This window comes from Rhodococcus sp. UNC23MFCrub1.1 (assembly GCF_000686025.1).
Classification (GTDB): domain Bacteria; phylum Actinomycetota; class Actinomycetes; order Mycobacteriales; family Mycobacteriaceae; genus Rhodococcoides.
The window spans coordinates 525,461-549,723 of record NZ_JMLQ01000003.1 but is presented as its reverse complement, the minus strand read 5'-3'; the positions used below and the strand labels follow the sequence as shown (position 1 = coordinate 549,723).

General features: G+C 67.5%; 29 protein-coding genes. 17 read left to right on the top strand and 12 right to left on the bottom strand.

Annotation, left to right across the window (positions count from 1 at the left end; all coding sequences use genetic code 11):
• Positions 1 to 13 precede the first annotated feature (13 nt).
• The gene (locus tag BR07_RS24130; protein ID WP_037185420.1) at positions 14 to 838 is read right to left on the bottom strand and encodes an SDR family NAD(P)-dependent oxidoreductase; all 825 of its coding nucleotides are present in this window, start codon (positions 836 to 838) and stop codon (positions 14 to 16) included.
• 126 nt (positions 839 to 964) lie between these two features.
• On the opposite strand from BR07_RS24130, the gene BR07_RS0110465 reads away from it, so the two are divergent.
• From BR07_RS0110465 to BR07_RS24115, 4 genes are read left to right on the top strand one after another with little or no spacing between them, the layout of a single operon-like run.
• Positions 965 to 1,459: an SRPBCC family protein gene (locus BR07_RS0110465; protein ID WP_027505408.1), complete on the top strand. Its 495-nt coding sequence runs from the start codon at positions 965 to 967 to the stop codon at positions 1,457 to 1,459.
• A gap of 27 nt (positions 1,460 to 1,486) precedes the next feature.
• Positions 1,487 to 2,401 carry a TIGR03620 family F420-dependent LLM class oxidoreductase gene (locus BR07_RS24125; protein WP_037185417.1) on the top strand — a complete coding sequence of 305 codons (915 nt, stop codon included), beginning with the start codon at positions 1,487 to 1,489 and terminating at the stop codon, positions 2,399 to 2,401.
• A 56-nt stretch (positions 2,402 to 2,457) separates the two neighbouring features.
• Positions 2,458 to 3,447: an ABC transporter substrate-binding protein gene (locus tag BR07_RS24120; protein WP_037185413.1), complete on the top strand. Its 990-nt coding sequence runs from the start codon at positions 2,458 to 2,460 to the stop codon at positions 3,445 to 3,447.
• A gap of 59 nt (positions 3,448 to 3,506) precedes the next feature.
• The gene (locus BR07_RS24115) at positions 3,507 to 4,835 is read left to right on the top strand and encodes a lipase family protein (RefSeq protein WP_051613239.1); all 1,329 of its coding nucleotides are present in this window, start codon (positions 3,507 to 3,509) and stop codon (positions 4,833 to 4,835) included.
• 61 nt (positions 4,836 to 4,896) lie between these two features.
• On the opposite strand, the gene katG is transcribed toward BR07_RS24115, so the two are convergent.
• Both katG and BR07_RS0110440 read right to left on the bottom strand, forming a co-directional pair.
• Positions 4,897 to 7,077 (bottom strand): catalase/peroxidase HPI, encoded by a 2,181-nt coding sequence (gene katG / locus BR07_RS0110445; protein ID WP_027505407.1) that lies wholly within the window; start codon positions 7,075 to 7,077, stop codon positions 4,897 to 4,899.
• A 92-nt stretch (positions 7,078 to 7,169) separates the two neighbouring features.
• The gene (locus tag BR07_RS0110440; protein WP_037185410.1) at positions 7,170 to 7,574 is read right to left on the bottom strand and encodes a Fur family transcriptional regulator; all 405 of its coding nucleotides are present in this window, start codon (positions 7,572 to 7,574) and stop codon (positions 7,170 to 7,172) included.
• Between the two features lie 159 nt (positions 7,575 to 7,733).
• On the opposite strand from BR07_RS0110440, the gene BR07_RS0110435 reads away from it, so the two are divergent.
• Positions 7,734 to 8,075, top strand: a complete 342-nt coding sequence (locus BR07_RS0110435) for a nitroreductase/quinone reductase family protein (RefSeq protein WP_027505405.1) — start codon at positions 7,734 to 7,736, stop codon at positions 8,073 to 8,075.
• Here BR07_RS0110435 and BR07_RS0110430 read toward each other — a convergent pair whose 3' ends face one another.
• From BR07_RS0110430 to BR07_RS0110410, 5 genes are all read right to left on the bottom strand, one after another.
• Positions 8,076 to 8,411, bottom strand: a complete 336-nt coding sequence (locus BR07_RS0110430) for a hypothetical protein (protein ID WP_027505404.1) — start codon at positions 8,409 to 8,411, stop codon at positions 8,076 to 8,078.
• A 346-nt stretch (positions 8,412 to 8,757) separates the two neighbouring features.
• Complete coding sequence (locus BR07_RS0110425) at positions 8,758 to 8,958, bottom strand: hypothetical protein (protein WP_027505403.1); 201 nt, start codon at positions 8,956 to 8,958, stop codon at positions 8,758 to 8,760.
• 5 nt (positions 8,959 to 8,963) lie between these two features.
• Positions 8,964 to 9,587 (bottom strand): FKBP-type peptidyl-prolyl cis-trans isomerase, encoded by a 624-nt coding sequence (locus BR07_RS0110420; protein ID WP_155956988.1) that lies wholly within the window; start codon positions 9,585 to 9,587, stop codon positions 8,964 to 8,966.
• Between the two features lie 15 nt (positions 9,588 to 9,602).
• A complete protein-coding gene (locus tag BR07_RS0110415; RefSeq protein WP_027505401.1) occupies positions 9,603 to 10,079 on the bottom strand; it encodes an SRPBCC domain-containing protein in 477 nt (158 codons plus the stop codon).
• Positions 10,076 to 10,420 carry an ArsR/SmtB family transcription factor gene (locus BR07_RS0110410; RefSeq protein ID WP_027505400.1) on the bottom strand — a complete coding sequence of 115 codons (345 nt, stop codon included), beginning with the start codon at positions 10,418 to 10,420 and terminating at the stop codon, positions 10,076 to 10,078. The genes BR07_RS0110415 and BR07_RS0110410 overlap by 4 nt, the downstream gene beginning before the upstream one ends.
• Before the next feature lie 114 nt (positions 10,421 to 10,534).
• Between BR07_RS0110410 and BR07_RS0110405 the strand changes: the two genes are divergently transcribed.
• The 7 genes from BR07_RS0110405 (at position 10,535) to BR07_RS0110385 (ending at position 16,431) form a co-directional block, all read left to right on the top strand.
• A complete protein-coding gene (locus tag BR07_RS0110405) occupies positions 10,535 to 11,098 on the top strand; it encodes a dihydrofolate reductase family protein (RefSeq protein WP_027505399.1) in 564 nt (187 codons plus the stop codon).
• A 12-nt stretch (positions 11,099 to 11,110) separates the two neighbouring features.
• Positions 11,111 to 11,671: a dihydrofolate reductase family protein gene (locus tag BR07_RS0110400; protein ID WP_027505398.1), complete on the top strand. Its 561-nt coding sequence runs from the start codon at positions 11,111 to 11,113 to the stop codon at positions 11,669 to 11,671.
• A gap of 775 nt (positions 11,672 to 12,446) precedes the next feature.
• Positions 12,447 to 12,932 (top strand): TIR domain-containing protein, encoded by a 486-nt coding sequence (locus tag BR07_RS0110395; protein WP_027505397.1) that lies wholly within the window; start codon positions 12,447 to 12,449, stop codon positions 12,930 to 12,932.
• On the top strand, positions 12,929 to 13,483 hold the full coding sequence (locus tag BR07_RS26570; protein ID WP_197027764.1) for a toll/interleukin-1 receptor domain-containing protein: 555 nt from the start codon (positions 12,929 to 12,931) through the stop codon (positions 13,481 to 13,483). Before BR07_RS0110395 ends, BR07_RS26570 begins: the two co-directional genes overlap by 4 nt.
• On the top strand, positions 13,483 to 14,046 hold the full coding sequence (locus BR07_RS26220; RefSeq protein WP_155956986.1) for a hypothetical protein: 564 nt from the start codon (positions 13,483 to 13,485) through the stop codon (positions 14,044 to 14,046). Before BR07_RS26570 ends, BR07_RS26220 begins: the two co-directional genes overlap by 1 nt.
• Before the next feature lie 13 nt (positions 14,047 to 14,059).
• Positions 14,060 to 14,521 carry an HIT family protein gene (locus BR07_RS27880; RefSeq protein WP_081821200.1) on the top strand — a complete coding sequence of 154 codons (462 nt, stop codon included), beginning with the start codon at positions 14,060 to 14,062 and terminating at the stop codon, positions 14,519 to 14,521.
• 719 nt (positions 14,522 to 15,240) lie between these two features.
• On the top strand, positions 15,241 to 16,431 hold the full coding sequence (locus BR07_RS0110385) for an FAD-dependent monooxygenase (RefSeq protein WP_197027763.1): 1,191 nt from the start codon (positions 15,241 to 15,243) through the stop codon (positions 16,429 to 16,431).
• Here BR07_RS0110385 and BR07_RS0110380 read toward each other — a convergent pair.
• Genes BR07_RS0110380 through BR07_RS0110370 form a run of 3 tightly spaced genes read right to left on the bottom strand, consistent with a single transcriptional unit; the run spans position 16,422 to position 17,879 of the window.
• Positions 16,422 to 16,835, bottom strand: coding sequence for a VOC family protein (locus tag BR07_RS0110380; protein WP_027505395.1), 414 nt, complete (start codon positions 16,833 to 16,835; stop codon positions 16,422 to 16,424). The genes BR07_RS0110385 and BR07_RS0110380 overlap by 10 nt on opposite strands.
• Positions 16,836 to 16,845: 10 nt before the next feature.
• On the bottom strand, positions 16,846 to 17,289 hold the full coding sequence (locus BR07_RS0110375) for a helix-turn-helix transcriptional regulator (RefSeq protein ID WP_027505394.1): 444 nt from the start codon (positions 17,287 to 17,289) through the stop codon (positions 16,846 to 16,848).
• An 11-nt stretch (positions 17,290 to 17,300) separates the two neighbouring features.
• Positions 17,301 to 17,879, bottom strand: coding sequence for a TetR/AcrR family transcriptional regulator (locus BR07_RS0110370; RefSeq protein WP_027505393.1), 579 nt, complete (start codon positions 17,877 to 17,879; stop codon positions 17,301 to 17,303).
• 116 nt (positions 17,880 to 17,995) lie between these two features.
• On the opposite strand from BR07_RS0110370, the gene BR07_RS0110365 reads away from it, so the two are divergent.
• From BR07_RS0110365 to BR07_RS24100, 5 genes are all read left to right on the top strand, one after another.
• Positions 17,996 to 19,381: a cytochrome P450 gene (locus tag BR07_RS0110365; protein ID WP_027505392.1), complete on the top strand. Its 1,386-nt coding sequence runs from the start codon at positions 17,996 to 17,998 to the stop codon at positions 19,379 to 19,381.
• Positions 19,382 to 19,406: 25 nt separating this feature from the next.
• Positions 19,407 to 19,961 carry a TetR/AcrR family transcriptional regulator gene (locus BR07_RS0110360; RefSeq protein WP_027505391.1) on the top strand — a complete coding sequence of 185 codons (555 nt, stop codon included), beginning with the start codon at positions 19,407 to 19,409 and terminating at the stop codon, positions 19,959 to 19,961.
• A gap of 91 nt (positions 19,962 to 20,052) precedes the next feature.
• The gene (locus BR07_RS0110355) at positions 20,053 to 21,333 is read left to right on the top strand and encodes a lipase family protein (RefSeq protein ID WP_027505390.1); all 1,281 of its coding nucleotides are present in this window, start codon (positions 20,053 to 20,055) and stop codon (positions 21,331 to 21,333) included.
• A gap of 110 nt (positions 21,334 to 21,443) precedes the next feature.
• Positions 21,444 to 22,892 carry an aldehyde dehydrogenase family protein gene (locus tag BR07_RS24105; RefSeq protein WP_051613237.1) on the top strand — a complete coding sequence of 483 codons (1,449 nt, stop codon included), beginning with the start codon at positions 21,444 to 21,446 and terminating at the stop codon, positions 22,890 to 22,892.
• Complete coding sequence (locus tag BR07_RS24100) at positions 22,889 to 23,755, top strand: oxygenase MpaB family protein (protein ID WP_051613236.1); 867 nt, start codon at positions 22,889 to 22,891, stop codon at positions 23,753 to 23,755. The genes BR07_RS24105 and BR07_RS24100 overlap by 4 nt, the downstream gene beginning before the upstream one ends.
• A gap of 6 nt (positions 23,756 to 23,761) precedes the next feature.
• Here the strand turns inward: BR07_RS24100 and BR07_RS0110340 are convergent, their stop codons facing one another.
• Complete coding sequence (locus tag BR07_RS0110340) at positions 23,762 to 24,130, bottom strand: hypothetical protein (protein ID WP_051613280.1); 369 nt, start codon at positions 24,128 to 24,130, stop codon at positions 23,762 to 23,764.
• Positions 24,131 to 24,263: the final 133 nt, after the last annotated feature.

The window sequence follows — 24,263 nt, the reverse complement described above, 5'->3', positions numbered from 1 at the left end:
GGCAGCGCGTCCGTCACATGCCGCGGCGCATCACGGCGTAGTAGGCGGACGGGAACACGCGGGCGAGGATGTCGACGGTGTGGGCACTCGCGGCGATGAGGACCCGTCCCTTGCGCTTCTCGACCCCGTCGAGGATGCGGAGTGCAGCCTTGTCCGCGGGATAGGTGAGCAGTTTGGCGAAGGTGGCCTTGCCGTCCGCGATCTCCTTGTCCGTCGCTCCGGCGGCCGAACCGGCCGTCTCGGCGATGCGGGTCTTGATGCCGCCGGGGTGCACCGACGTCACGCCGATCGTCGGCGCCAGTTCGTGGCGCAGGCACTCGGTGAACCCGCGGATGGCGAACTTCGACGACGAGTAGGCCGACTGCCCCGGAGGCGCCACGATGCCGAACAAGCTCGACACGTTGACGATGTGCGCGCCCGTGGATCGGCGCATCGTCGGCAGCAGACGTCGGGTGATGTCCACCGGCGCATGGAAGTTGATGGTCATCACCGAGTCGAAGTCCTTGGCGGTGAGTTGCTCGAACGAGCCGCCGAACGCGATACCGGCGTTGTTGATCAGCAGGTCGATGCGCTCGTGCCGCTCGATCACACCGTCGATGACCACGCCGAGCGCGTCGAGGTCGGAGAGGTCCGCGACGACGACGTCGACGCTGCGTGCCGGTGAGGCGGACTCGATGGCGCGTGCGACGTCGGCGAGCCGATCGGCGTCCCGGTCGAGCAGGATCAGATCGGTGCCCCGTCGCGCGAGCTCGTGGGCCATCTGCTCACCCATGCCACTGGCGGCGCCGGTGACGAGCGCGGTGGCGCCGGGAAAGCGGAAGGGGGGCAAGGACGACATGACAACTCCTGAGCTCGGCGGTACCAACGTCTCGATCATCGCGGACGGCGGGCCGTCGTTCTTGACTTCAGGCGACACCGTCGTCGATCGCCCGCATCGAGGCTGTCGGGTCGCTACGGTGCACCGGTGACGCCTGACTCGACCGCTCCGCTCGCGTCCGGATCCGTGACGGTCCGCGCCGATGCCGAGGACGTGTACGCCCTCCTGACCGATCTCGACCGACTCGCCGATCTGGCGGACGAGACGCACTCGATGCGGTGGGTGGGGAGCTCCGGCGCCCGTCCGGGTGCGTCCTTCGTCGGTCGGAACCGCAACGGTCTGCATCGATGGTCGACCACATGCACCGTGACCGCCGCCGACCCCGGAGTGACCTTCGCCTTCGACGTGCACTACGGCCCGTTCTCGCTGCCGATCGCGCACTGGCGCTACGACATCGACGGCGGTGGCGACGGCGGCGAGACCACGGTGACCGAGCGGATGTGGGACCGGCGTCCGCGGTGGTTCGTCGGCGTCGGCGGACTGGCGACGGGTGTCCGCGACCGCGCCACGGTCAACGGCGACCACATCGCGGCCACCCTCGAACGGCTCCGGCAGACCGTCGACGGTCCCCCGGATTCGTAGGGTGCGAGTGCGGGCACACTGGACGCCATGACGGCACACGCGACGATCGGCATCTGGACCGGAACACTCGACGGGGTCTCCGCCTCCGCGGTTCCCGACGTGGTGGGGGAGGTGGAATCGCAGGGCTGGCACTCGCTCTGGTTCGGCGAGGCCTACGGCCGCGAGGCGCTCACCGCCGCGCAGATGTACCTCGGCGCCTCGTCGTCGCTGATCGTCGGTACCGGCATCGCGAGCATCTACGCCCGCGACGCCGTGGCGACCGCGTCGGCGGCACGTACCCTGCATGCCGTCTCGGGTGGTCGGTTCGTTCTGGGACTCGGCGTGTCGCACGCTCCGCTGGTCGAGCGCATGCGCGGTCACAACTACGGCAAGCCCGTCGCGGCGATGCGGGAGTATCTCGACGCACTCGACAACGCACCCGCAGCAGTGGCGGGGGAAGAGCAGAACCCACCACGACTGCTGGCGGCGCTGGGTCCGAAGATGCTCGAGCTGTCCCGCGATCGCACCGCGGGGGCGCATCCGTACCTCGTCACACCGGAGCACACGGCGACGGCCCGCGAGATCCTCGATGCCGGAGACGGCGAGAAGCGCCCGGAACTGGTCGTCGAGCAGGCGGCGGTGGTGGACCCGGTCGCCGACACCGACGCGGAGGTGTGGGCCGAACGCGCGCACGCGCATCTGAACATCTACACCGGGCTGCCCAACTACCGGAACAACTGGGAGCGTCTGGGTTTCGGGCAGGACGACTTCGTCCGCGGCGGCAGCGAGAAGCTCGCCGAGGCGATGGTGACGCGCGGACTCGACGCGACTGTGGCCCGAGTGCGCGAGCACATCGAGGCGGGAGCCACCAGCGTCCTCGTCCAGGTCCTCGGATCCGCGATGAACGTTCCGCCGGTGGACGACTGGCGTCGACTGGGTGAGGCCCTCGAGCTCTCCCGTTGAGCTGAGGGTAGCCTTACCGCAAGCCTGCTCCACCAGTCGTCCCCGAAAGGTTCTTCATGCGCGTCTCCGTCGGTGTGTCCGTCGCGGCCACCGTTCTTCTGCTCGGAACGGCGGCGTGCAGCTCGTCGGACACGGACTCGGCGCCGGCCGCGGACGCGTCGGGAGCCTTCCCGGCCGAGGTCACCGACAAGTTCGGGACCGTGACGGTCGAGGGTGCGCCGGAGCGTCTGGTGACCGCCGGGTACAACGACCAGGACTTCGCGCTCGCTCTCGGTGTCACACCCGTGGCCACCCGCGGATTCACGGGGTACGACTACACCGCCCGACCGTGGGCCCAGCAGCAGCTGAACGGTGCCACGATTCCCGAGGTGGGAAGCGACACACTCGATCTCGAAGGTGTCGCGGCCGCGGAGCCCGACCTCATCATGGCGACGTACGCCTATCTGGAGGAGCCCGAGTACCAGCAGCTCGGACAGATCGCCACGACGGTCGGCGACATCCCCGGCTCGGACGGGTCGGAGACCCCGTCGTGGCGAGACCAGTTGACCGCGTATGGAACCGCCCTGGGCAAGACGGCCGAGGCAGAGACCGTGCGTGACGAGGTCGACGCGACGTTCGTAGACGCCACGACCCAGAACCCGTCCTTCGCCGGCCGCACCGCTGCGGTCGCGCTCTATCTCGACGGCACCTTCTACATCCTCGACAGCGGTGACCCGCGGAACAGGTTCTTCACCGACCTCGGCTTCGCGACGCCCGAGACCACCGGAACGGTGAGCCCGGAGCGCTACGACCTGCTCGATCAGCAGACTCTCGTGCTGCTGGGCGTCACTCCCGAGGACGTCGCCGGTGATCCGCTGCTGCAGAGCCTGAACGTGGTGAAGGAGGACCGCACCGTCTACGTCGGCGAATTCGGGACCACCGTGCCGGCCGCACTCGGTTTCGCCAGCCCCCTCAGCCTTCCGTACGCGGTGGACGCGCTCGTCCCGGTGCTCGCACGGGCCTCGGACGACGATCCGGCCACCCGCGCCGGCACCGTCGAGGGCTGATCGGTCCTGCTCACGGGCCGGAAGGTTAGTGTGACCCGACGACAGGGGTAACCGTGGGCATGAGCATCGAGCAGTACGACAGGGACGCGGGCGGCCCGCCCGAGACCGAGCACTGGTCCGAGGGCCCGGTCACCACCCCGGAGCGGGACCCGTTCTACGTCGCGCCCGACGGTTTCGAGAGTGCCGCGTGCGGCGACGTCCTGCGCACCAGACCCGTGCGCATCGGTGTGTTCGGCCGGGTGCGGCAGCGCGTGCAGGCCTGGCAGCTGCTGTATCGCACCGAGGACCTCGAGCGCGTGCCACGCGTGAGTGTCACCACGGTCTTGCTGCCCGCCGGAGCCGTCCCCGACGCGACGCGACCACTCCTGTCGTATCAGTGCGCCATCGACGCCGTCTCCGGTCGATCGTTCCCGTCGTACGCGCTCCGGCTCGGGTCACGGGCGCGCGGCACGGTGCCGCAGTACGAGTTCCTGCTCGTCCTGCACGCCCTGCGTCTGGGTTGGGCGGTCTCGATCCCGGATCACGAAGGCGCCGAGGGGCATTGGGGTGCTCCGCTCGAGCCCGGGTACTGCACTCTCGACGCCGTCCGGGCCGCGCTCTCGTTCGACGAGCTCGGTCTCGACACGACCACACCGGTCGGACTGTGGGGATACTCGGGTGGCGGGCTCGCGTCGTCCTGGGCGGCGGAGGCCGCGGGGGAGTACGCACCCGAGATCGATGTCGTCGGAGCCGTTCTCGGGTCGCCGGTGGGTGATCCGGCGTCGGCGTTCTTCCGGCTGAACGCCACCCGCTACGCCGCGCTGCCGACTCTCGTCATCGAGGGTCTGCGGCGTACCTACCCGGCCCTGGACGACGTCATGCAGGAGTTCGTCACCGAAGAGGGTCTCGAGCTGCTGGCGTCGACGAACAAGATGACCACGATGCAAGCCATCATCGCGCTCCGCGGGTTCGACCTCGACGCCTACTCGACCATTCCCATCGCCGACGTCATGGCTCGGCCGGAGATGGTGACGATCTTCGAGGAGATCCAGCCGGGCCGCTCGGCGCCCGGATTCCCGCTGCTCGTCCTGCAGGCGACGCACGATCAGATCATCGCCGTGGACGACGTCGACGGGCAGGTGATGCGCTATCGAGATGCGGGCGCCGAGGTCGAGTACGTCCGCGATCGCACGAGCGAGCACATCACGCTGCTGCCGCTGTCGGTCCCGCTGACGCTCCGATGGCTCGACGACCGGTTCGCCGGGCGCCGACCGGGACCCGCGGCCACCAGGACCGTCTTCTCGGTGGCGGCGTCGTGGCGCAGCGCCGCAGGCTGTCTGGCCATGGCAGGCTCGGCGGCGAGAGCGCTGACCGGGCTCCCCATCTCCGTCCGCCGCACCCGACGCTGAGACGACACCACCCCCGCACCGAGGACTCGGTGCGGGGGTGGTGTGGTGTTCAGGAGCGAGATCAGGCCAGTTCGAAGCGATCCAGCATCATGACCTTGTCCCACGCGGCGACGAAGTCCTGGACGAACTTGTCCTTCGCGTCGTCGCAGGCGTACACCTCGGCGATGGCACGGAGTTCGGAGTTCGAGCCGAACACCAGGTCGTTACGGGTGCCGGTCCACTTCGTCGCACCGGTGGCAGCATCCTTGGCCTCGTAGATGCCGTCCTCGGACGTGGGGACCCACTCGGTGCCCATGTCGAGGAGGTTCACGAAGAAGTCGTTGGACAGTGTGCCGACCTTGTCGGTCAGAACGCCGTGCGACGAGTTCTGGTAGTTGGCGCCGAGAACACGCAGACCACCGACGAGGACGGTCAGCTCGGGTGCGCTGAGTGACAACAGGTTCGCCCGGTCGACGAGGGAGTACTCCGCCGGCAGCTTCTGGCCCTTGCCGAGGAAGTTACGGAAGCCGTCGGCCTTCAGCTCGAGGTCGGAGAACGAATCGACGTCCGTCTGCTCCTGCGTGGTGTCCATGCGGCCCGGGGTGAACGGAACGCTGACGCCCGATGCCTTCTCGAGTGCCGCGACGCCGCCGAGGACGACGAGGTCGGCGAACGACACCGTTCCGGAGAACGACTCCTGGATGCCCTCGAGCACGCGGATGACCTGTGCCAACTCGTCAGGCTCGTTGACCTCCCAGCCCGCCTGCGGCTGCAGGCGCAGGCGACCGCCGTTGGCGCCGCCGCGCTTGTCGCTGACGCGGAAGGACGATGCTGCGGCCCACGCGGTCGAGATGAGCTGCTCGGTGCTCAGTCCGGAATCGAGGATGGTGGACTTGAGCTCGGCGATCTGTGCATCGTCGATCAGTTCGTGGTCGACGGCCGGGATCGGGTCCTGCCACAGCAGGGTCTCCGACGGCACCTCGGGTCCGAGGTACCGGCTGACCGGTCCCATGTCGCGGTGGGTGAGCTTGAACCACGCCTTCTGGAACTCTTCTGCGAGCTCCTCGGGGTGGTCGAGCCAGCGACGGGTGATCTGTTCGTAGATCGGGTCGACGCGCATCGCGATGTCCGAGGTCAGCATCGACGGATGGCGACGCTTCGTCGGGTCGGCGGGGTCGGGAACCAGGTCCGCACCCTCACCGTTCTTCGGACGCCACTGGTGTGCGCCGCCGGGGCTCTTGTAGAGCTCCCACTCGAAGCCGTAGAGCGTCTCGAGGAAGGTGTTGTCCCACTGCGTCGGGGTCGGGGTCCAGATGACCTCGAGGCCACTCGTGATCGCGTCTGCGCCGACACCGCTCTGGAAGCTGTTCTTCCAGCCCAGGCCCATCTGCTCGATCGGGGCGCCCTCGGGCTCGGCTCCGATGTGCGCATCGGGGTCGGCCGCACCGTGGGTCTTGCCGAAGGTGTGTCCGCCGACGGCCAGTGCTGCGGTCTCGACGTCGTTCATGGCCATGCGACCGAAGGTCTCGCGGATGTCCAGTGCGGACTGCACGGGATCCGGGTTGCCGTTCGGGCCTTCGGGATTGACGTAGATCAGGCCCATCTGCACGGCGGCCAGCGGGTTCTCGAGGCTCGTGCGATCACCGTCGTAGCGCTCGTCGCCCAGCCAGGTCTGCTCGGGGCCCCAGTAGACGTCCTCGTCCGGCTCCCAGGCGTCGACGCGACCGCCGGCGTAGCCGTAGGTGGGCAGTCCCATGGACTCGATGGCGACGTTGCCGGTCAGGACGATGAGGTCGGCCCAGGAGAGCTTGCGGCCGTACTTCTGCTTCACGGGCCAGATCAGGCGACGGGCCTTGTCCAGGCTCGCGTTGTCCGGCCAGCTGTTCAACGGTGCGAAGCGCTGCATGCCGGCTCCGGCTCCGCCGCGTCCGTCCTGCTTGCGGTACGTGCCGGCTGCGTGCCACGCCATACGGATGAAGAAGGGGCCGTAGTGGCCGAAGTCCGCGGGCCACCACGGCTGCGAGTTCGTCATGACCGCTTCGATGTCGCGCTTGACCTCGGCGAGATCGAGCGAGTTGAACTCGGCCGCGTAGTCGTAGTCGGCGCCCATCGGATCGCCGACGGCGGGGTTCTTCTTCAGGATCTTGAGGTTCAGTGCCTTGGGCCACCACTCGTGGTTGGTGCCACCCTCGACCGGCATCGGCATCTTGTCGTGCATGACAGGGCAGCCGCCGGACGCGTCCTGCGGCTGGTCCTGGTTCATCTCTTTTTCGCGTGTTGTGTGGTCCTCGGACACGAGTTTCCCTCCAAGAGAAGATGAATGAACTGATTTCGCGGCGCCTTCGCGCCTCGAGATCAGGGGCTGACGCTGGTGGAGCAGTTCTCGCACAGGCCCCAGTAGATGACCTCTGCCTCGTCGACGACGAAACCATGGGCCTCCGACGGAGTGAGGCACGGAGCCTCGCCGACGGCGCATTCCACGTCGGCGATGGTGCCGCACGCGCGGCACACGACATGGTGGTGATTGTCGCCGATTCTGCTCTCGTACCTCGAGACCGAGCCGGACGGCTGGATGCGCCGTACCAGTCCCGCGGTGGTGAGAGCGTGGAGCACGTCGTACACGGCCTGGCGGGAGACGTCGGGCAGGGTGGCCCGAACGGCTCCGTAGACGGTGTCGGTGTCGGCGTGCGGATGTTCGTGCACCGCGTCGAGCACCGCCAGACGGGGGCGGGTGACTCGGAGCGCGGCACCACGCAGCATCTCCGGGTAGTTCGACGATGGGCTCACGTCGAACAGTATGCACGACTTTTCTGGAATGAGTCAGGAAACGGGGCGCGAACACCGGTCGAACGGCGTGTCGTCCGGCCCCCGCGGGGGCATGATGCGAGGCGACATCCAACGCTCGCAGGGGGTACGAAGATGACCGCGTTCCAGACCGTCGCCAACGCCGCGAACCAGGTCGTTCGACCGCTGATGCGACTGCCCGTGTTGTCCGCCGTTCTCGGGCGTGGCCTGGCCACCATCACCTATACCGGTCGACGGTCGGGCCGTGCGATCTCGCTGCCCGTCTCCTACCGGCGATCGGGCGAGACGGTGACCGTGATGGTCGCAGCGCCGAGTCAGAAGGCATGGTGGCGCAACTTCCATCCCGACCCCGCCCCGGTGACCGTCGACATCGCGGGCCATCAGCATCGGGGGAGCGCACAGGCGGTGGTCTCCGACAAGGGGGGCGTGCGTGTCGTGATCACCCTCGACCGCTGATCAACGGAGTACGACGAGCTGCTGGGTCGCGCGGGTCATCGCCACGTAGCGATCGACGGCGCTGTCCGCACTCGACCGGTCGACGAGATCGAACCCGAGGCCCTTCGCCGATCGTGCGCTCGACGATCGGATCCTCGCGGTGTCCGGTAGAGACGGCATCCCGATGACGCAGGCCACACCCTCACTCGTCGCGGCCCGCTCGTCCAGCACCGCCGCCAGGTCGTCGACGTCGGCGTGCCGGACGCCCACGCCGGTGGTGCGCACCGAGCGTGGCACGAGCGCGGCGCGCGCGCATCGCCGTCGCCCGTGGATCGCCGAGGCGGCGACGAGCGACATCGAGGACCGGGAGATCTGCTGTGGTCCAGGGGGACCCGACGTTCCTGCGGACCGCCGCCCTGTCATCGTCGTCGAGCCAGGGTGCGCAGTGGCGTAGGTACGCCGGCACAGTCCAGAGGTCGGCGACGAGATCGGGAGCATCGATCACCGTCCACGACGACTCCACTCGGTCGCAGAGCTCGTCGATTTCACGCAGCGACGACGCCAGCTCGCCGGCCGACACGTTCGCGACGAGGCGGTCGACGAGGATCTCGCCCAGAACCGCCCAGATCTCCTCTCGCGCATCGTTGTGCGGAGTCTCCGCCTGCGGTGCCGCAGTGCCGCGTCGATTCTGGCGAGGTTCCCCTCATCGCCGATCGTCGCGTGCCTCGGCCAACCGCCTGATCGCGGACGGCCCCACTCCGTGTAGCGCGGACAAAGTCGCGAGGTTCGCCGGGAGGTCGTGCACCGTGCGATACCCCGCGTCGATCAACGCACCGGTCGCCGGCCGGCCGATGCGGACACCGTCGAACAGCGGTCCGCGGTCGACCGGCACGTCCCTCGTCATGCTGCTCAGCTGACGCCGAGAACCTTGATCGCGAAGATCAGAGAATCGCCCTGCTGGATGCCCGCGCGCGGCTGACCGTTGGGGTAACCGTCCGCGGAGGTCACCGCGACGCCGATCGTCGATCCCACGGTCTGGCCGGCGATGGCCTTCTGGAAACCGGCCACGACACCGTCGAGGGGGAATTCGACCGGGGCGCCGCGCTCGTAGCTGCTGTCGAAGGTGGATCCGTCGCGTCCGTTGACGCCCATGTAGCAGACGGAGACGGTGGCGTCCGCCGCGACGACGGGGCCGTCGCCGGCCTGCAATGTCTGCACCTGCGTCTCCGCGACGCTGAAGGGTGCCTCGACGGTGACCAGGGGAGCGGCATCGTCGGTGGACCCGGTCACCGCGATGCTGCCCGTGTCACCGTCGAGGTCCCACTCGGCCGCGGCACCGGACTCGGGCGCCGCGGTGGGGCACGACTCGGCAGCTGCGGTCGACGACGACCCCGCGGACGAGGATGCGGCGCTGGAGGAGGTGGCGGCAGATGGCGTGTCGTTGTCGGAGCTGCATCCGGACAGCACCAGGACGAGCGACGCGGACGAGGCCAGCAGGACACCGAGGGTACGAGAGGAGTTCACGCCCGACACGCTACAGCCGCCCGACTACTCGACCAGCCGGGCGAGTGCTGCGGTGACCGAGCCCCACCCTTCCGCGAACCCGAGGCTCGCGTGACGATCGCGTGTCGTCGGATCTCCGTGACGGACGACGGCCCGGTAAGCAGTGCCGCGCGGGTGGTGGGTCAGCGTGATCTCCGCTGACATCGCGACCGGTTGCGGCGACGCGGGGCGCCACCCGCTGTCGAGAGTGTTGGTGAACACCAGCCGGGTGTCGGGCTCGACGACGAGGAACACGGCGTCGGTGTGGGGCACGAATGTCGTTCCGTCGTCGCTCATCTCGGTGACGAACGCCCCGCCCGGTCGCACCTCCAGGTGGTCCACCCGAGTGACGGTGGGTGCCGGTGTCCACCACTGTGACAGCAACGACGAGTTCGTCCATGCCTCCCAGATGCGGTGACGAGGAGCCGCGATGACGCGATCGAGTACGAGGTCGAGGGCAGGATCGATCGGGAGCGCGGTCATGAGTCTTCTTCCGTCGGAGTCGGGGAGGTGACGAGTTGTTCGAGCCGATCCGTGCGGCTCTCCCAGAGGTGTCGTTGATCGTCGAGCCAGTCCTGGACGAGGTCGAGTCGTTCCCTGTGCAGAGTGCACGTCCGGACGCGTCCTACTTTGGCCGTGCGAATGAGCCCGCTCGACTCGAGACTGCGGACGTGTTTGAGGAAGGTCGGAAGCGCGATCGGGAACGGCGCCGCCAGTTCACCGACGCTTGCCGGACCGGCACCGAGACGCCGGACGACTGCTCGCCGCGTCGAATCTCCGAGGGCGGTGAGCACGGCGTCGAGTTCTGCCGTATGGTTAGCCATGAGGGTAAGTATTACAGGCGATCCGGGGTGTGGCGCAACCGATGACTTTCGGGGTGCGCGTCGGTCAGAGTGTTCGTGGGCCGACCAGCGCCCACCGGGAACGAAGGAGTGCACATGCGCACGTTGATCGTCACCGCGTTCGTCTCGCTCGACGGCGTGATGGAGGCGCCTGGTGGAGAGGCCGGATACCGCAACGCGGGCTGGACTTTCACGGACGTCGAGTTCGACGAGGCCGCGTACGAGATCAAGGGGCGGGAGCAGGGGGAGGCCGCCGCACTGCTGCTCGGTCGCCGATCCTACGAGGCGTTCGCGCCCGTGTGGCCGACGATGGAGGACTTCGCCGGATACAACGCGATGCCGCGGTACGTGGTCTCGACGACGCTCGATGATGATGATTCGCGTTGGCCTGCAACGGTTCTTCGATCACTCGACGACGTCGCCGCGCTGAAGGAGACCGAGGGCGGACCGATCCTCGTGCACGGGAGCGCGACGCTGGGACGTGCGTTGGCCGACGCCGGGCTGGTCGACAGATACCACCTGCTGGTGTTCCCGTTGCTGCTCGGCGCCGGACTGCGCCTGTTCAGCGACACGGACAAGGACACCACGGTGCTGACGCTCGTCGAGCACGAGGTCTACGGCAACGGTGTCCAGAAGCAGGTGTTCGATGTGCGCCGCTGACGGGGAAACGTCATGCGCACACTGAGATTCGCGATGAACACGAGTGTGGACGGTTACGTCGCGGCGCCCGATGGCGACCTCGGCTGGAGCGTGCCGAGCGACGAGGCGTTCCAGTGGTGGTCCGACCGCGTCGACTCGACGGGCCTCACGCTCTACGGGCGGAGGCTGTGGGAGGCGATGAACGCGCACTGGCCGACGGCCGATCGGCAGCCAGGGGCGACGCCCGCGCACGTCGCGTACGCCCGTCGGTGGCGCGACATGCCCAAGGTGGTGTTCTCGTCGACCCTGGACGCGGTGGAGGGCAACGCGCGGCTCGTCACAGGTGACGCCGTGGCGGAGATCGTCCGCCTGAAGGCCGGCGACGGTGGCCCGATGGACATCGGCGGCGCCACACTGGCCGCGGCTGCGATGCGGGCCGGGCTGATCGACGAGTACGTGATCATGACGCACCCCGTTCTGGTGGGCGCCGGTACGCCGTTCTTCACGGCGCTCGACGAGTGGGCGGGTCTGGAGTTGGTGGAGACGCGGACGTTCTCGGGTGGACTGCACCTGGCGAGGTACCTGGCGCGGTAGGGGGCGGGAGATTCACAATAGTTGACATAATGTCGATTATCGGCACGAAACTAGGTCCGTCAGTCGTGACGACAGGCAGATAGCGATGTACTCGGGGTCGAAGTCCGCGCTTTCGACAACCCTGAGCAGTTCGGTGTGCGGTCCCGCGAGCCAGCCAGATTTGTTCCACACCCTGGCGATCATGCCATTCCGTGTTGGCTGGGCCACGATGTCGCCTGGTTCCGTCACGGTGAGCTCCCTCGCGCAGTGCTCGGATTGACGTAACGAACGTCCTTCTGAAGGTGTCCTGACCGCTGTGGCTCGTCCCCGCGTTCACAGCCCACACCCGCCGCCTCCTCAGGGCCGGCCACCCAGTCCCCGCCCGCATACCCATCGAAAAGTTCTCACGCGCCTTCCGGCGCGGGTCAGCTACCCGCATCTGGCTCGACACCCCCAGTCTCACAGGACTAGACATTTACACCGGATCAACTCAACCCGGGGCAGCCACCATCCTTGGCAACCCCCGACATCCCCCAACGCTCACCGTCGGTGTCGCGCCCGGAGTCGCATTTTCCCGTCCGCTCTGCCCCGTGTGGACTTGTATATTGAGTGAACCCTGCCGCATCGCCCCGCGACCATCAGCCTCCTCGACGACACCGACAGTGGAACTACAAACGCACTGTGCAATCAGGAAGAATCGGGCACGATTCGGACAGGTGGGTCACCATCCGGATGTGGGCGACCGGCTTGGTGCGCCCCACATAACACTGGGTTCGCCGTGATTGGAGAGAGGTACATGCCAAAAACCGTTTTCTACAGTTTCCACTACGACCGCGACGTGCATCGAGTCCAGCTGGTACGCAACATTGACGCGCTCGAGGGGCAGCCCGTTTTGAATTCGCAAGAATGGGAGTCCGTTCGACGGCGCGGCCCTGAGGCCATCGAGACCTGGATCGACGACCAAATGCGATACAAGCGCGCGGTCATCGTGCTTGTCGGTCAACAGACCTCAACCCGCCCGTGGGTCAAGTATGAGATCATTAAGGCATGGAACGACCGGCGACCAATGGTTGGTGTTCGCATCCACGGCCTGTCCTCAATGGGGACGTCGGATTCGATCGGCGCCGACCCGTTCGTCGCCGCCGGTATCGGAGCAGGACGCATCCCGCTGTTCGACCCCACCCGCCGCGACGGGGCGGGCAGGATCGACACTCAAGCCACCTACGCGCAGGTCCGCAGCAACATTGGCTCCTGGGCCGAGCGGGGCGTCACCCGGCTGTGACTATCTACGACGAAAGCTTCTTCACCAAACGAGCTGGCGCAGTGACGGCATCAGCTGCGGCCACCAGCCTCGGCCTACAGACTAAAGCAGCCGTTGGGACGTTCGATGTGTTCCTCAGCCATAGCGTGCGCGATGCTCGGGTGATCCTCGGGGTACGGGAGTGGCTGCAGAGCAAAGGGCTCACCGTGTACGTGGACTGGATTGACGACACTCAACTCGACCGCGAGAAGGTGTCGCCAGCGACAGCCTCACAGCTTCGCAGGCAAATGGACCGATCACACACTCTGATCTACGCGACGTCACAGAACGCACAGGCATCGAGATGGATGCCTTGGGAACTGGGATACTTCGACGGCCGCAAAGGCCGGGAACGGGTCTCGATCCTCCCGATAGACAATTCAAGCGGCGGCCGGTTTACCGGGGATGAGTACATAGGCCTCTACCCCAGAATCGAACAACAACAGATTTCCCCAGGAAATCTGGGTCCGATCGCAATATCGCCGTCCGGCACATCGCAACGCCTAAGCTCGTTCGTCCGACCAGGGGTCTGATGACGAACATTCAACCTCCCGCCGCAGGGCCACCCCAGCCGCCCATCGACCGTGCCGACCACCACAAGCACATGGACTTCGTGCAGGCAGTCATCACCCGCCTCGCCAACAACTCGTTCCTCATGAAGGGGTGGGCAGTCACCCTGTCATCGGCCCTAATCGGGTTCGCCATCAGTCGTCAGCAATTCGGAGTGGCCCTCGCCGCCCTAATTCCCATCGCCGCCTTCTGGATCCTCGATACTTACTATCTGCGCCAAGAACGCGCATTCCGAGACATCTACCGCGACGTAGCCTCGAAAACGCTGCATAACTTTGAGATTGACCCCCGCGGTTACGTCACCCGACACGCATGGTTCGCAACCGGCAGGTCAATCAGCCTCTCCCTGTTCTACGCCCCACTGGCTGTAGTTACGTGCGTCATCACGACACTCCTAGTGCTCAGTGGCCAGACCACCAATGCCGACACCACACCCGCACCGGCGACCACCTCGACGACCATTACCAGCACCACAACCACAACCACAACGGTAGGTACAACCCCGCCCACAAATCGACCCAAGTAATAGGAGTCAACGGATGCCGTCACCGATCGCGGCCACCCCCGCCCATGGCTGCGCATTCTGTTTGATAGCGAATGGCGATGCTCCGGCCCGGGAGATCCTGCGGACCAGCCAGGTGCTCGCCTTTCTGCCGGACGTGCCAGCTGTGTTGGGGCACGTCCTAGTCATCCCCTACGTCCACATCCCAGACATATTTTCACTCGACACAGCCACCGCTCACGTTCTAGCCGACACCACCCGCCACATCGCTGCAGCGACGCGAACCGCCACAGGCGCCAGCGGTGTCAACATCATTCAATCCAACGGATCATCAGCCGGTCAGACCGTGTTTCATCTGCACATTCACATTGTCCCCAGGCTCCGACACGATCGAATGCCGGACCTGTGGCCATCCGACGCCAGGTGGCCTGCCGCCGATCTCGATAGCAACGCGAAGGCCCTTCGGGCCGCCCTACACGGGTCCGCAAGCCCGGCATAGCGCAACGGTTATCGGCGTTGAACTAGGACAAGTTCAAACAGACGAGCATTATTGCGCAGATCGCCATTTGGTATTGTGAAACCGGGCCGCTACCAATACCCATTAGTTGCGGATTGAAGTGGTTTGCTACTCGAAATGAGAGTTCCCCTTGGTCCGCTAGAAGATTCGCTTCGACGTCGGCATTGGCATCGAGTGGCACAACGGCAACGGTGAAGTTCAGAGCGAAGCAGTTCGCGAGTTAGCCGTACTCCCGAGAGCCTTCCTCAAGCGCGACAGCCGCCGACACTTGGACTTGACGCCATGAACCGGCATCGTCACCCGAGCGACTAGTTGTAGTGACCCGACGCGTTGTTGTCACGCGACGAGCCCGGCTGACGGGTGGTTGTCCGCCGAGGGCGGAGTGGCCTCGTTGAGTGTTGTAGCGGCCTAGGTCTAAAGCGGGTCGGCTAACCGTCGCAGCCGCCCGTGACCTGCTCGCCGAGATGCCGGTCCACGTCACGACCCCGTCGTCGCGGCCACACGATCCCGGCTTCAGCGACATGAACTCTACCAACAAAATTCCCGTGAGCTGCAACGATCTACTCGTCCCACATCAACACGTCTCGTTACCAGTATCTGGTATCACCTGGACACCGTGCCTGAGCACGTCGACCGACGTACCGTCGGTCGACGAGGTCCTTCCTGTACCTCACAGGTCGTGAGCACGGAAGGCGAAGATCGTGACTGTGGAACGACGCGTACTGATCACCGGGGCCAGCATCGCCGGCCCGACCCTCGCGTACTGGCTCGCGAGGTCGGGTCGTGCCGTGACGGTCGTCGAGCGCGCTCCGTCGCCTCGGCTCGGCGGGCAGAACATCGACATTCGTGGTCCCGGCCGCGAGGTCGTACGCCGCATGGGTCTGGAGGACGCTCTCTTCGCCGCAACCACGACGGAACAGGGCACCCGGTTCGTCGATCGACGGGGCGCGACGATCGCGACGTTCCCGGCCGGTACGGCGGACAGCGGAGGCGCGACGGCCGAGCTGGAGATCCTCCGCGGCGAACTCGCGCGCATCCTCGTCGACGCGTCGGGACCGGACGTCGAGTACCGCTACGGCGACCGGGTCGTGGGCTGCGATCAGGACGCCCACGGTGTCGACGTGACGTTCGAGCACGGCGCTCCCGAGCGCTACGACCTCGTGGTGTTCGCCGACGGAGTGCGGTCCGGGAGCCGGGAGATCGTCTTTCCCGGCGAGGCCGTCACGCGAGATCTCGGGCTGTACACCGCCTACGGGGTGCTCCCCCGCACCTCGGACGACGATGCATGGTGGCGCTGGTACAACGCGACCGGCGGACGTGTGGCCGGCTTGCGCCCGGACAACCAGGGCACCACGCGCTTCAGCCTGTCCTGGTTGTCGGGGCCGACCGGCCTCGAGCGGGCAGGGCAGTCGGAGGTCGTCGCCGCCCTTCGGGCGACGTTCGCCGGCGCCGAATGGGAGACTCCCCGCATCCTGGAGTCGCTCGATTCCGCCTCGGAGCTGTACGTCGACCGTCTCGCTCAGGTCCACGCCCCACGGTGGTCGTCGGGCCGGGTCGCGATGGTGGGCGACGCGGCCTGGTGCGCGACTCCGGTGAGTGGGATGGGCACGACACTGGCGATCACCGGTGCCTATGTACTGGCCGCCGAACTCGCCCGCACCGATGATCACCGGGCAGCGTTCACGGCGTGGGACGCGCGGATGCGTCCCTTCGTCGACACGGTGCAGTCGCTGCCGCCGGGAACGCCGAGGCTGGCGCACCCGAAGACGGCAGTGGGGCTCGCGGTCTTCAACTCTGCTGTGCGACTGGCCGGTTCGGCGCCGGTGCGAGCGCTGGCCGGCAGGTTCGGCGGCTCGGACGACGCGAACCTCGATCTGAGCGACTACCGCTGACGCTGCTGGATGCGGATCAGGTTGCCCGCGGGATCACGCACCGCGCAGTCCCGGATCCCGTAGGGCTGGTCGGTCGGTTCCTGCACGATGTCCGCATCCGCGGCCTGGAGTGCATCGAAGGTCGCCTCGAGGTCGTCGCTCGCGAGCAGGATGCCGCCGTACGTGCCCTTGGCCATCATCTCGGTGATGGTGCGGCGCTCGTCCTCGGTGATGGCGGGGTCCACCGCGGGCGGTGTCAGAACGATGGCGGTGTCCGGCTGCCCGGGCGGGCCGACGGTGAGCCACCGCAGGTTCTCGTACCCGACGTCGAGGCGGACCTCGAAGCCGAGAAGGTCGCGGTAGAAGGCCAGTGCGGCCTCCGGATCGTCCTGCGGGAGGAAGCTGGAGGCGATGGTGAGTGTCATGGCGACGACACTAGGTTCGCCTTACGCGGTCCGCTTCTCGATTCCTGATCGGTCGGGTGACCACCTTCTCGACACACGACGGCGCGCCGACCTCCGTGGACTGGTTCTGCTGCCGATACGCGGACGGGGACAGTCCGGTCAGTTCGGAGAAACGGGTACTGAAGGTGCCCAGTGAGGAGCACCCCACGGTGAAGCAGATCTCCGTCACCGACCTCTCCGACCCCCGGAGCAGCGCCATGGCTCGTTCGATGCGCCGCGTCATCAGGTACGCGTAGGGCGACTCTCCGTACGCGGCGCGGAACTGCCGGCTCAGGTGCCCCGCGGACACGTGCGCGTCGCGCGCCAGGGTCTCGAGGTTCAGTGGCGTGGCGTACTCGCGGTCCATTCGATCCCGTACTCGACGGAGACGACGCAGATCGTCGAGGTGTCGCGAGTCCGCACCGGTGTCGGTCACGCGTCCTCCTCTCAGGAACGGCGCAGCAGTCCGTGCAGTGCGCGCATGCAGAGATCATGCACCTCGTCGGCCGAGATCGACTGCCGGTCCACCCAGTCCACGCACACGGCGCGAACGAACGACACCCACCCGGCCACGGCCACCCGCGTCACTTCGTCCGCGCCGTCGTCGGGTCCCAGAGCCGCCAGGATCCGTTGCTGCTGCGTCTCGAACTCGGCCGTGAGGATCGCCTGGATACCGACGTCGCCCGACATCGTTCCTCGATTGATGGCCCGTAGTCCGTGAGCGTGATCGGTGGAGTAGCGGATGTAGGCGCGCAGTCCGGCGGACACCTGGTGCTCGACGGGCAGCGTGGTGTCGGGAGCCGTGATCTCGACCATCCGCGCGGATTCGAGCCGGATGATGTCGGCGAAGAAATCCCTCTTGGACGGAAAGTAGTGATACATCAGCCCACGCGAGACGCCGGCCAGGTCGGCGACCTCCTCGATCCACACCTCGTCGTAAGGCCGTTCCGCGAACAGTCGTGACCCGATCTCGAGCAGCTGGTGCCGACGCTGATCGGGTGACAGGCGTTTGCGGGGAGTGGTCATGACCTGCGCCATGTTACGGGACTCCTCGTGATACTTGACACGCGTTCAGTAGGGGGTACCGTCCGCTGTTGTATCCCGGTTCAGTACGCCGGCCACCCACGCGAAAGGGTCCGACCGTGGTCACCACGATCTCGTCCACTTCTCCGCTTCCCCATCCCCCTCGACGACTCCCGGTGCTGGGCGACGTGCTGGGCGTACACGCGAGCACCCCGGTGCAGGACTCGGTGGCGCTGGCCGCGCAGCTGGGCCCCATCTTCGAGCGGGTGGTCCTGGGGCGCCGGTTCGTGATCGTGTCGGGCGCCGATCTCGTGGAGGAACTCAGCGACGAGTCGCGGTTCGTCAAGCACGTGGCACCCGCGGTCGCCGGACTTCGCTCGATCGGCGGGGACGGACTGTTCACGGCGTACTCGCACGAACCGAACTGGCGCAAGGCCCACGACCTCCTCCGGCCGGCGTTCACGCAGTCGGCCATGCGGAGCTACCACGACATCATGGTGGACGTCGCCGGACAGCTGGTGTCGCACTGGTCGTCCCGTGATCGGGTCGACGTCTCCTCGGACATGACCAAGTTGACGCTCGAGACCATCGGCCGTACCGGGTTCAGCTACAGCTTCGACTCGTTCACCCGCGCCGAGACGCACCCGTTCGTCCGGGCCATGGTGCGGACCCTGCAGCACAACCAGCGCCGCGCACTGCTGCCGCTCCCCGTCGTCGGCGACCTGGTGTTCCGGCGTCGCGAACGGCGGAACGATGCCGACAAGGCCTTCATGGCCGAGCTGCTCGACGACATCGTGCGGGCCCGCCGCGACGGCGAGACGAGCGGCGACGGCGATCTGCTGGACATCATGCTCCAGGCGGCACGCGACGGTGATCCCAACGCGCTGGACGAGGTGAACATCCGGCATCAGATCGTCACCTTCCTCATCGCCGGACACGAGACGACCTCCGGCTCACTGTCGTTCGCCCTGTACTACCTGTCGAGGCATCCCGAGATGTGGGCTCGGGCGCGTGCGGAGGTGGACGAGGTGTGGGGTGCGGACACGCCGTCCTTCGAGCAGGTGGCGAAGTTGCGCTTCGTCCGACGGGTTCTCGACGAGGGACTGCGCCTGTGGCCGACGGCCCCCGGTTACGCGCGGGAGGCACGCCACGACACGACGGTCGGCGGGCGTCCCATGGCAGCGGGCGACTGGGCCCTGGTGCTCATCCCCGGTCTGCATCGCGATCCCGTCTGGGGGCCGGATCCCGAGGTGTTCGACCCGGACCGCTTCCTGTCGGCGAACGTGCGGGCCAGGCCGCCGCACGCCTACAAGCCGTTCGGCACGGGCGAGCGTGCCTGCATCGGGCGCCAGTTCGCTCTCCACGAGTCGCTGCTGGTGCTGGGCACGATCCTCCAGACCTTCGACGTCGCTCCCGATCCGGGCTACGAGCTCGCCATCGAGGAACGCCTCACCCTCATGCCGGCCGGGTTCGAGCTCGAGGTGGCTCGGCGCGACCGCAGCTGACGTGAGGATCCCGCACACTGGTCCCATGCGATCGAGCGGCAAGATCATGGAGGCCACCCTCGAGGTGATCGCGGAGCACGGTTTCGACGGCGTCACCATCGCGGGTGTGTCCGCCGCTGCCGGGGTCTCCCGACAGACCGTGTACTCCATCTTCGGCACGCGCGAGGTGTTGGTGACCCGCACGATGGAGCATTTGGCGGTCGAGGTCATGACCGAGATCCGGTCGCGCCTCGACGGCCCGGAGACCGTGCGCGACTACGTCGTGGAGATGGTGATCGGTGGTCGGCGGGCGGTGCGCGACATTCCCGCGATGGGAGCGCTGCTGCGGTTGAACGGTATCAACCCGGTGCTGCATCCCGATGTCGTCCAGCACGCCATTCCCGTCGTGCGAGATCTACTGTCCCCGCTGACCGCACTCGACCCTCGGGTCGCGGAGGTGTTGGACGACATCGTCCTCATCACCACTCGTCTCGGACTGTCCGTCGTGCTCTTCGACGATCCGTCCATCGCGGACGACGACGACCTCCGCGCCTTCCTCCTACGGTGGCTCCCGGCGTCGATGACCGTGCCGCCGGAGTGACGGGCTTCACCTCGCGACCTTGACACCTGGTGCCGCAACTGTCTTACTTCAGGGCGCCTGCCGGGGGGTCCGCGCAGCGGGAAGGAAGTCGATGACACTGTCACGCAGTCTGATCGTCGGAGCGGTGCTCGTGGCGTTGGTCGGTGTCGCACCCGCACTCGCCGACGCAGCCCCCGGTGACGACTTCTACTCCCCACCGACGGACGTCGCGGGTGCGCCGGGCACGGTGCTCCGCACCGAGCCGATGTCGCTCTTTCTCGCTGCGCCGGGAGTGGACGGTCGCTATCCCGCCACCGCGCAGCGCGTCAAGTACACCTCGCGGACCGAGAACGACGAGCCCGTCGCGGTGACCGGAACGTTCATCGACTCGGCCGTTCCCTGGCGCGGCGCCGGCCCCAGACCCACCGTCGTGGTCGCTCCGGGGACGGTGGGGCAGGGCGACCAGTGCGCGCCGTCGCGGGCGTTCCCGCTCGGGCTGAACCTCACGACGGACCCGCTGTCCCTCTCGGCGAACCAGGAACTCGTGTCGTCGACGCTCTGGGGTTCGATGGGCGCGCGCGTCTTCGTGACCGACTACATCGGTCTCGGCACGCCGGGGTTGCACACCTACGTCAACCGGCCGGAGGAGGCGCACGCGGTGCTCGACGGCGCGCGAGCGGCGAACGCGCTGGCAGGCGACCCCGACTCCCCCATCGGTCTCTGGGGCTATTCGCAGGGCGGCGGCGCCACCGCCGCCGCGGCCGAGTCGGCGGCGAGTTACGCACCGGAACTGAACATCAAGGGCACGTGGGCGGGCGCACCGACGGCCGACCTGCTCGACGTGCTGAACACGGTGGACGGCACTCTCATCGGCGGAGTCATCGGGTACGCACTGAACGGAGTCCTCGAGCGGAACCCGTCGTTGCGGGCCCGCGTCGAGGAGCGCGTCTCCGATCACGGCAAGACGGTGCTGAACGACCTGTCGACCCAGTGCATCGCCGACACGATCCTGACGTATCCGTTCCTGCGCACCGAGACGCTGACGAAGGACGGTCGCTCGATGTCGGAGAACCTGAGATCCGTGCCCGAGGCCGGTCCCATCTTCGAGAAGCTGCGTACCGGCACCCTGCGGCCGTCGGCCCCGGTGTTGATCACCAGCGGCATCAACGACGACACGGTGCCGTACGGGCAGGCGCGGGAGTTGGCGGAGGAGTGGTGCGGCCAGGGTGCGTCGGTGACGTTCCGGTCGAACCCGCTGCCGCCGATCCTGCCGGGTGCGGTGCTGCCCAACCACTTCGGTCCGCAGATCATCGACGGCTACGGCGGTGGGGCCGCGGCGTACCTGATGGACCGGTTCGCCGACGTACCCACCGACGGGTGCGACATCGCCTGACGGTCGGTTCGGGTCACCGACCACGGTCGGCTCGGTCATTGTCGCGGACGGCGATCAGCCATAGTGTCACCGATCACAGTGGATCATTCGGCTGACTGAGGGGTACACACATGACGGTCCAGCACTCTCCGGAACGCACCGCGGCACCGACGCCGTCCGACGGAGAGGTGCACGCGGCCGTCGCCCGCGCGCGTGACGCGGCACTGTGGTGGGGCGCTCTCGATTTCACGGATCGCAAGGGGTGGCTGCTCGAGTTCCGATCCAGGATCGCCCGGACGTCGGGGTCGCTCGTCGACACCGTGCGCGAGGAGACGGGCAAGCCGAAGGACGACGCTCTGCTCGAGGTCATGCTGGCGGTGGAGCATCTCACGTGGGCCGCGAAGAACGCGCGACGTGTCCTGCGGGAGCGGTCCGTCTTCCCGGGTCTGGTGAGCATCAATCACGCTGCCTCCGTGCGGTATCAACCGATGGGCGTCGTCGGCGTGATCGGCCCGTGGAACTATCCGGTCTACACACCGATGGGGTCGCTCGCGTACTCGATGGCCGCCGGCAACGCCGTCGTCTTCAAGCCCAGCGAGCTCACTCCCCGCACCGGCACCTGGCTGGCCGACGCCTGGGCGTCGCTGGCGGCGCCGCACCAGGTGCTCCAGACCGTCACCGGCGACGGTCGGGTCGGTGAGGCGCTGTGCCGCTCGGGAGTGGACAAGCTCGCCTTCACCGGGTCCACCGCGACGGCGAAGAAGGTCATGGCGGTGTGCGCGGAGACGCTCACGCCGATCGTGGTCGAGGGCGGCGGCAAGGACGCGCTCATCGTCGACGCCACCGCCGACCTCGAGGCCGCGGCGACCTTCGCCGCGTTCGGCGCCATGGGCAACGCGGGCCAGACCTGCGCGGGTGTGGAGCGCATCTACGTGGTCGAGGAGGTCGCCGATCGTTTCGTGGACATCCTGACCTCCCGTGTACGCGACCTCCGGGTCGGCGAAGCGGACGATGCGCAGTACGGACGCATGACGTTGCCGAAGCAGGTCGACATCGTGCGGGACCAGGTCGAGGACGCCCTGGCGCGCGGTGGTCGCGCCGTCGTCGGCGGACTCGAATCCGTCCGGGCGCCGTACGTCGATCCCATCGTGCTGCTCGACGTGCCGGAGGACAGCTCGGCCGTCGCCGAGGAGACGTTCGGTCCGACCGTGGTGGTCAACCGCGTCCGTGATCTCGACGAGGGCATCGAGCGGGCCAACGCCTCGAAGTACGGGCTGGGCGCGTCGGTCTTCACCGCGTCGAAGGCCGCGGCCGAGCGGGCGGCGGACCGGCTCCGGGTCGGAGTGGTGACGGTCAACTCCGTGCTGGGCTTCGCAGCGGTGGGCGCGCTGCCGTTCGGCGGAGTCGGCGACTCGGGCTTCGGACGGATCCACGGCGCGGATGGGTTACGGGAGTTCTCCCGGGTGAAGTCGGTGACGAAGCAACGCTTCGCCGCCCCGCTGGGCCTGGTGACGATGACGCGCAAGCGGCGCGACGTCGCGGTCGCGCGCCTGTTGCTGACCAAGGTCTACGGGCGATGACCACCCTCCCCCGGCCGCGCTTCGGGCGGTTCGGGTGGGTGCGGGTGATCGACGAGCTGGATCCGGTGGCGGACGCGGCCACCGTCCTCAAGATCACGGCGGGCTGCGAGTTTCCCTGGGACTATCAGCGCGCGTTGGAGTTCGCGCTGTTCCGCACGTACTGCGTGCCCACCATCTCGGCGTTGCTCCGCAGGACGGGAGAGTTCGAGCACCGCCCTCAGAAGCGGTACGACGACACCGCGCTGCTGATGTCGGAACTCGTGGAACACGGGTACGACTCCGAGCGCGGGCGCGCGTCGCTCCGCGCGGTCAACCGCATGCACGCGCGCTACGACATCTCGAACGACGACATGCTGTACGTGCTCTCCACCTTCGCGTTCGATCCGCTGGACTGGATCGACCGCTACGGGTGGCGGCGCCTGCATCCGCACGAACGGATCGCGAGCGTCGCGTTCTACCGCGAGGTCGGGATCCGGATGGGCATCCGGGACATTCCCGCGTCGACAGCCGACTTCCACGCCTTCAAGGTGCGGTACGAGCGCGAGCGGTTCGTCTACTCCGACGACAACAAGGCCATCGGCGAGTACACCCGCGACCTGCTGGCGTCGTGGTACCCGCGCCCGGTCCGCTCCGCGGTGCGCGGCGCCGTGCTGTCGATGATCGATCAGGACATGACCCGCGCCTTCGGGTTCGGCGACCCGGTCCCCGCCGTGCGCCCGGCGCTCGAGTCGGCGCTGCAGGCCCGAGGCCGCGTGGAGCGTCTGCTGCCCAAGCGGACGGCATCGCGGTCGGCGCAGGATCCGCGCAACCGGACGTACCCCGGGTATCCGCAGGGCTACCACCCGAGCGACCTGGGTGTCTGATCAGGATCAGCGCAGTCGTTCCGCGTCCTTGGCCAGGGTGACCAACCGGTCGCAGAGCTCGGCGAGTTCGGCCGCGTCGGCGCCCTCCGCGACGGCCGTGGCCACGTCCTCGGCGGCGCACCGGACTCCGAACGCGCGATCGGCGGCGGCACCGGCCTCGGCCTCCGTGAGCACCACGGCGTCGTCCGCAACGACGGTGTCCTTCAGCGACGTCCGCTGTTCGTAGGCGCGCTGACGGCAGGACTGACGGCAGTACCGTCGGCGCCGGCCCGCAGCGCCCTCGACCACCGGCCGACCGCACCACAGACACGTGCTCGGGCGCCGTGCACGGGACCGACCGATCCCACCGCCCACCGTCCCGGATTCACCCCGCATCGACCCGACGATACCGACGTGCGCGGACCCTGCCGCATCACCGGTTAGAATGGGGTGTTCGCGTGCGGGAACGTTCCGCGCACCACGCGCGTTGAATTCGACGGACGCGACATGCGTACCACGATCGAGAGAG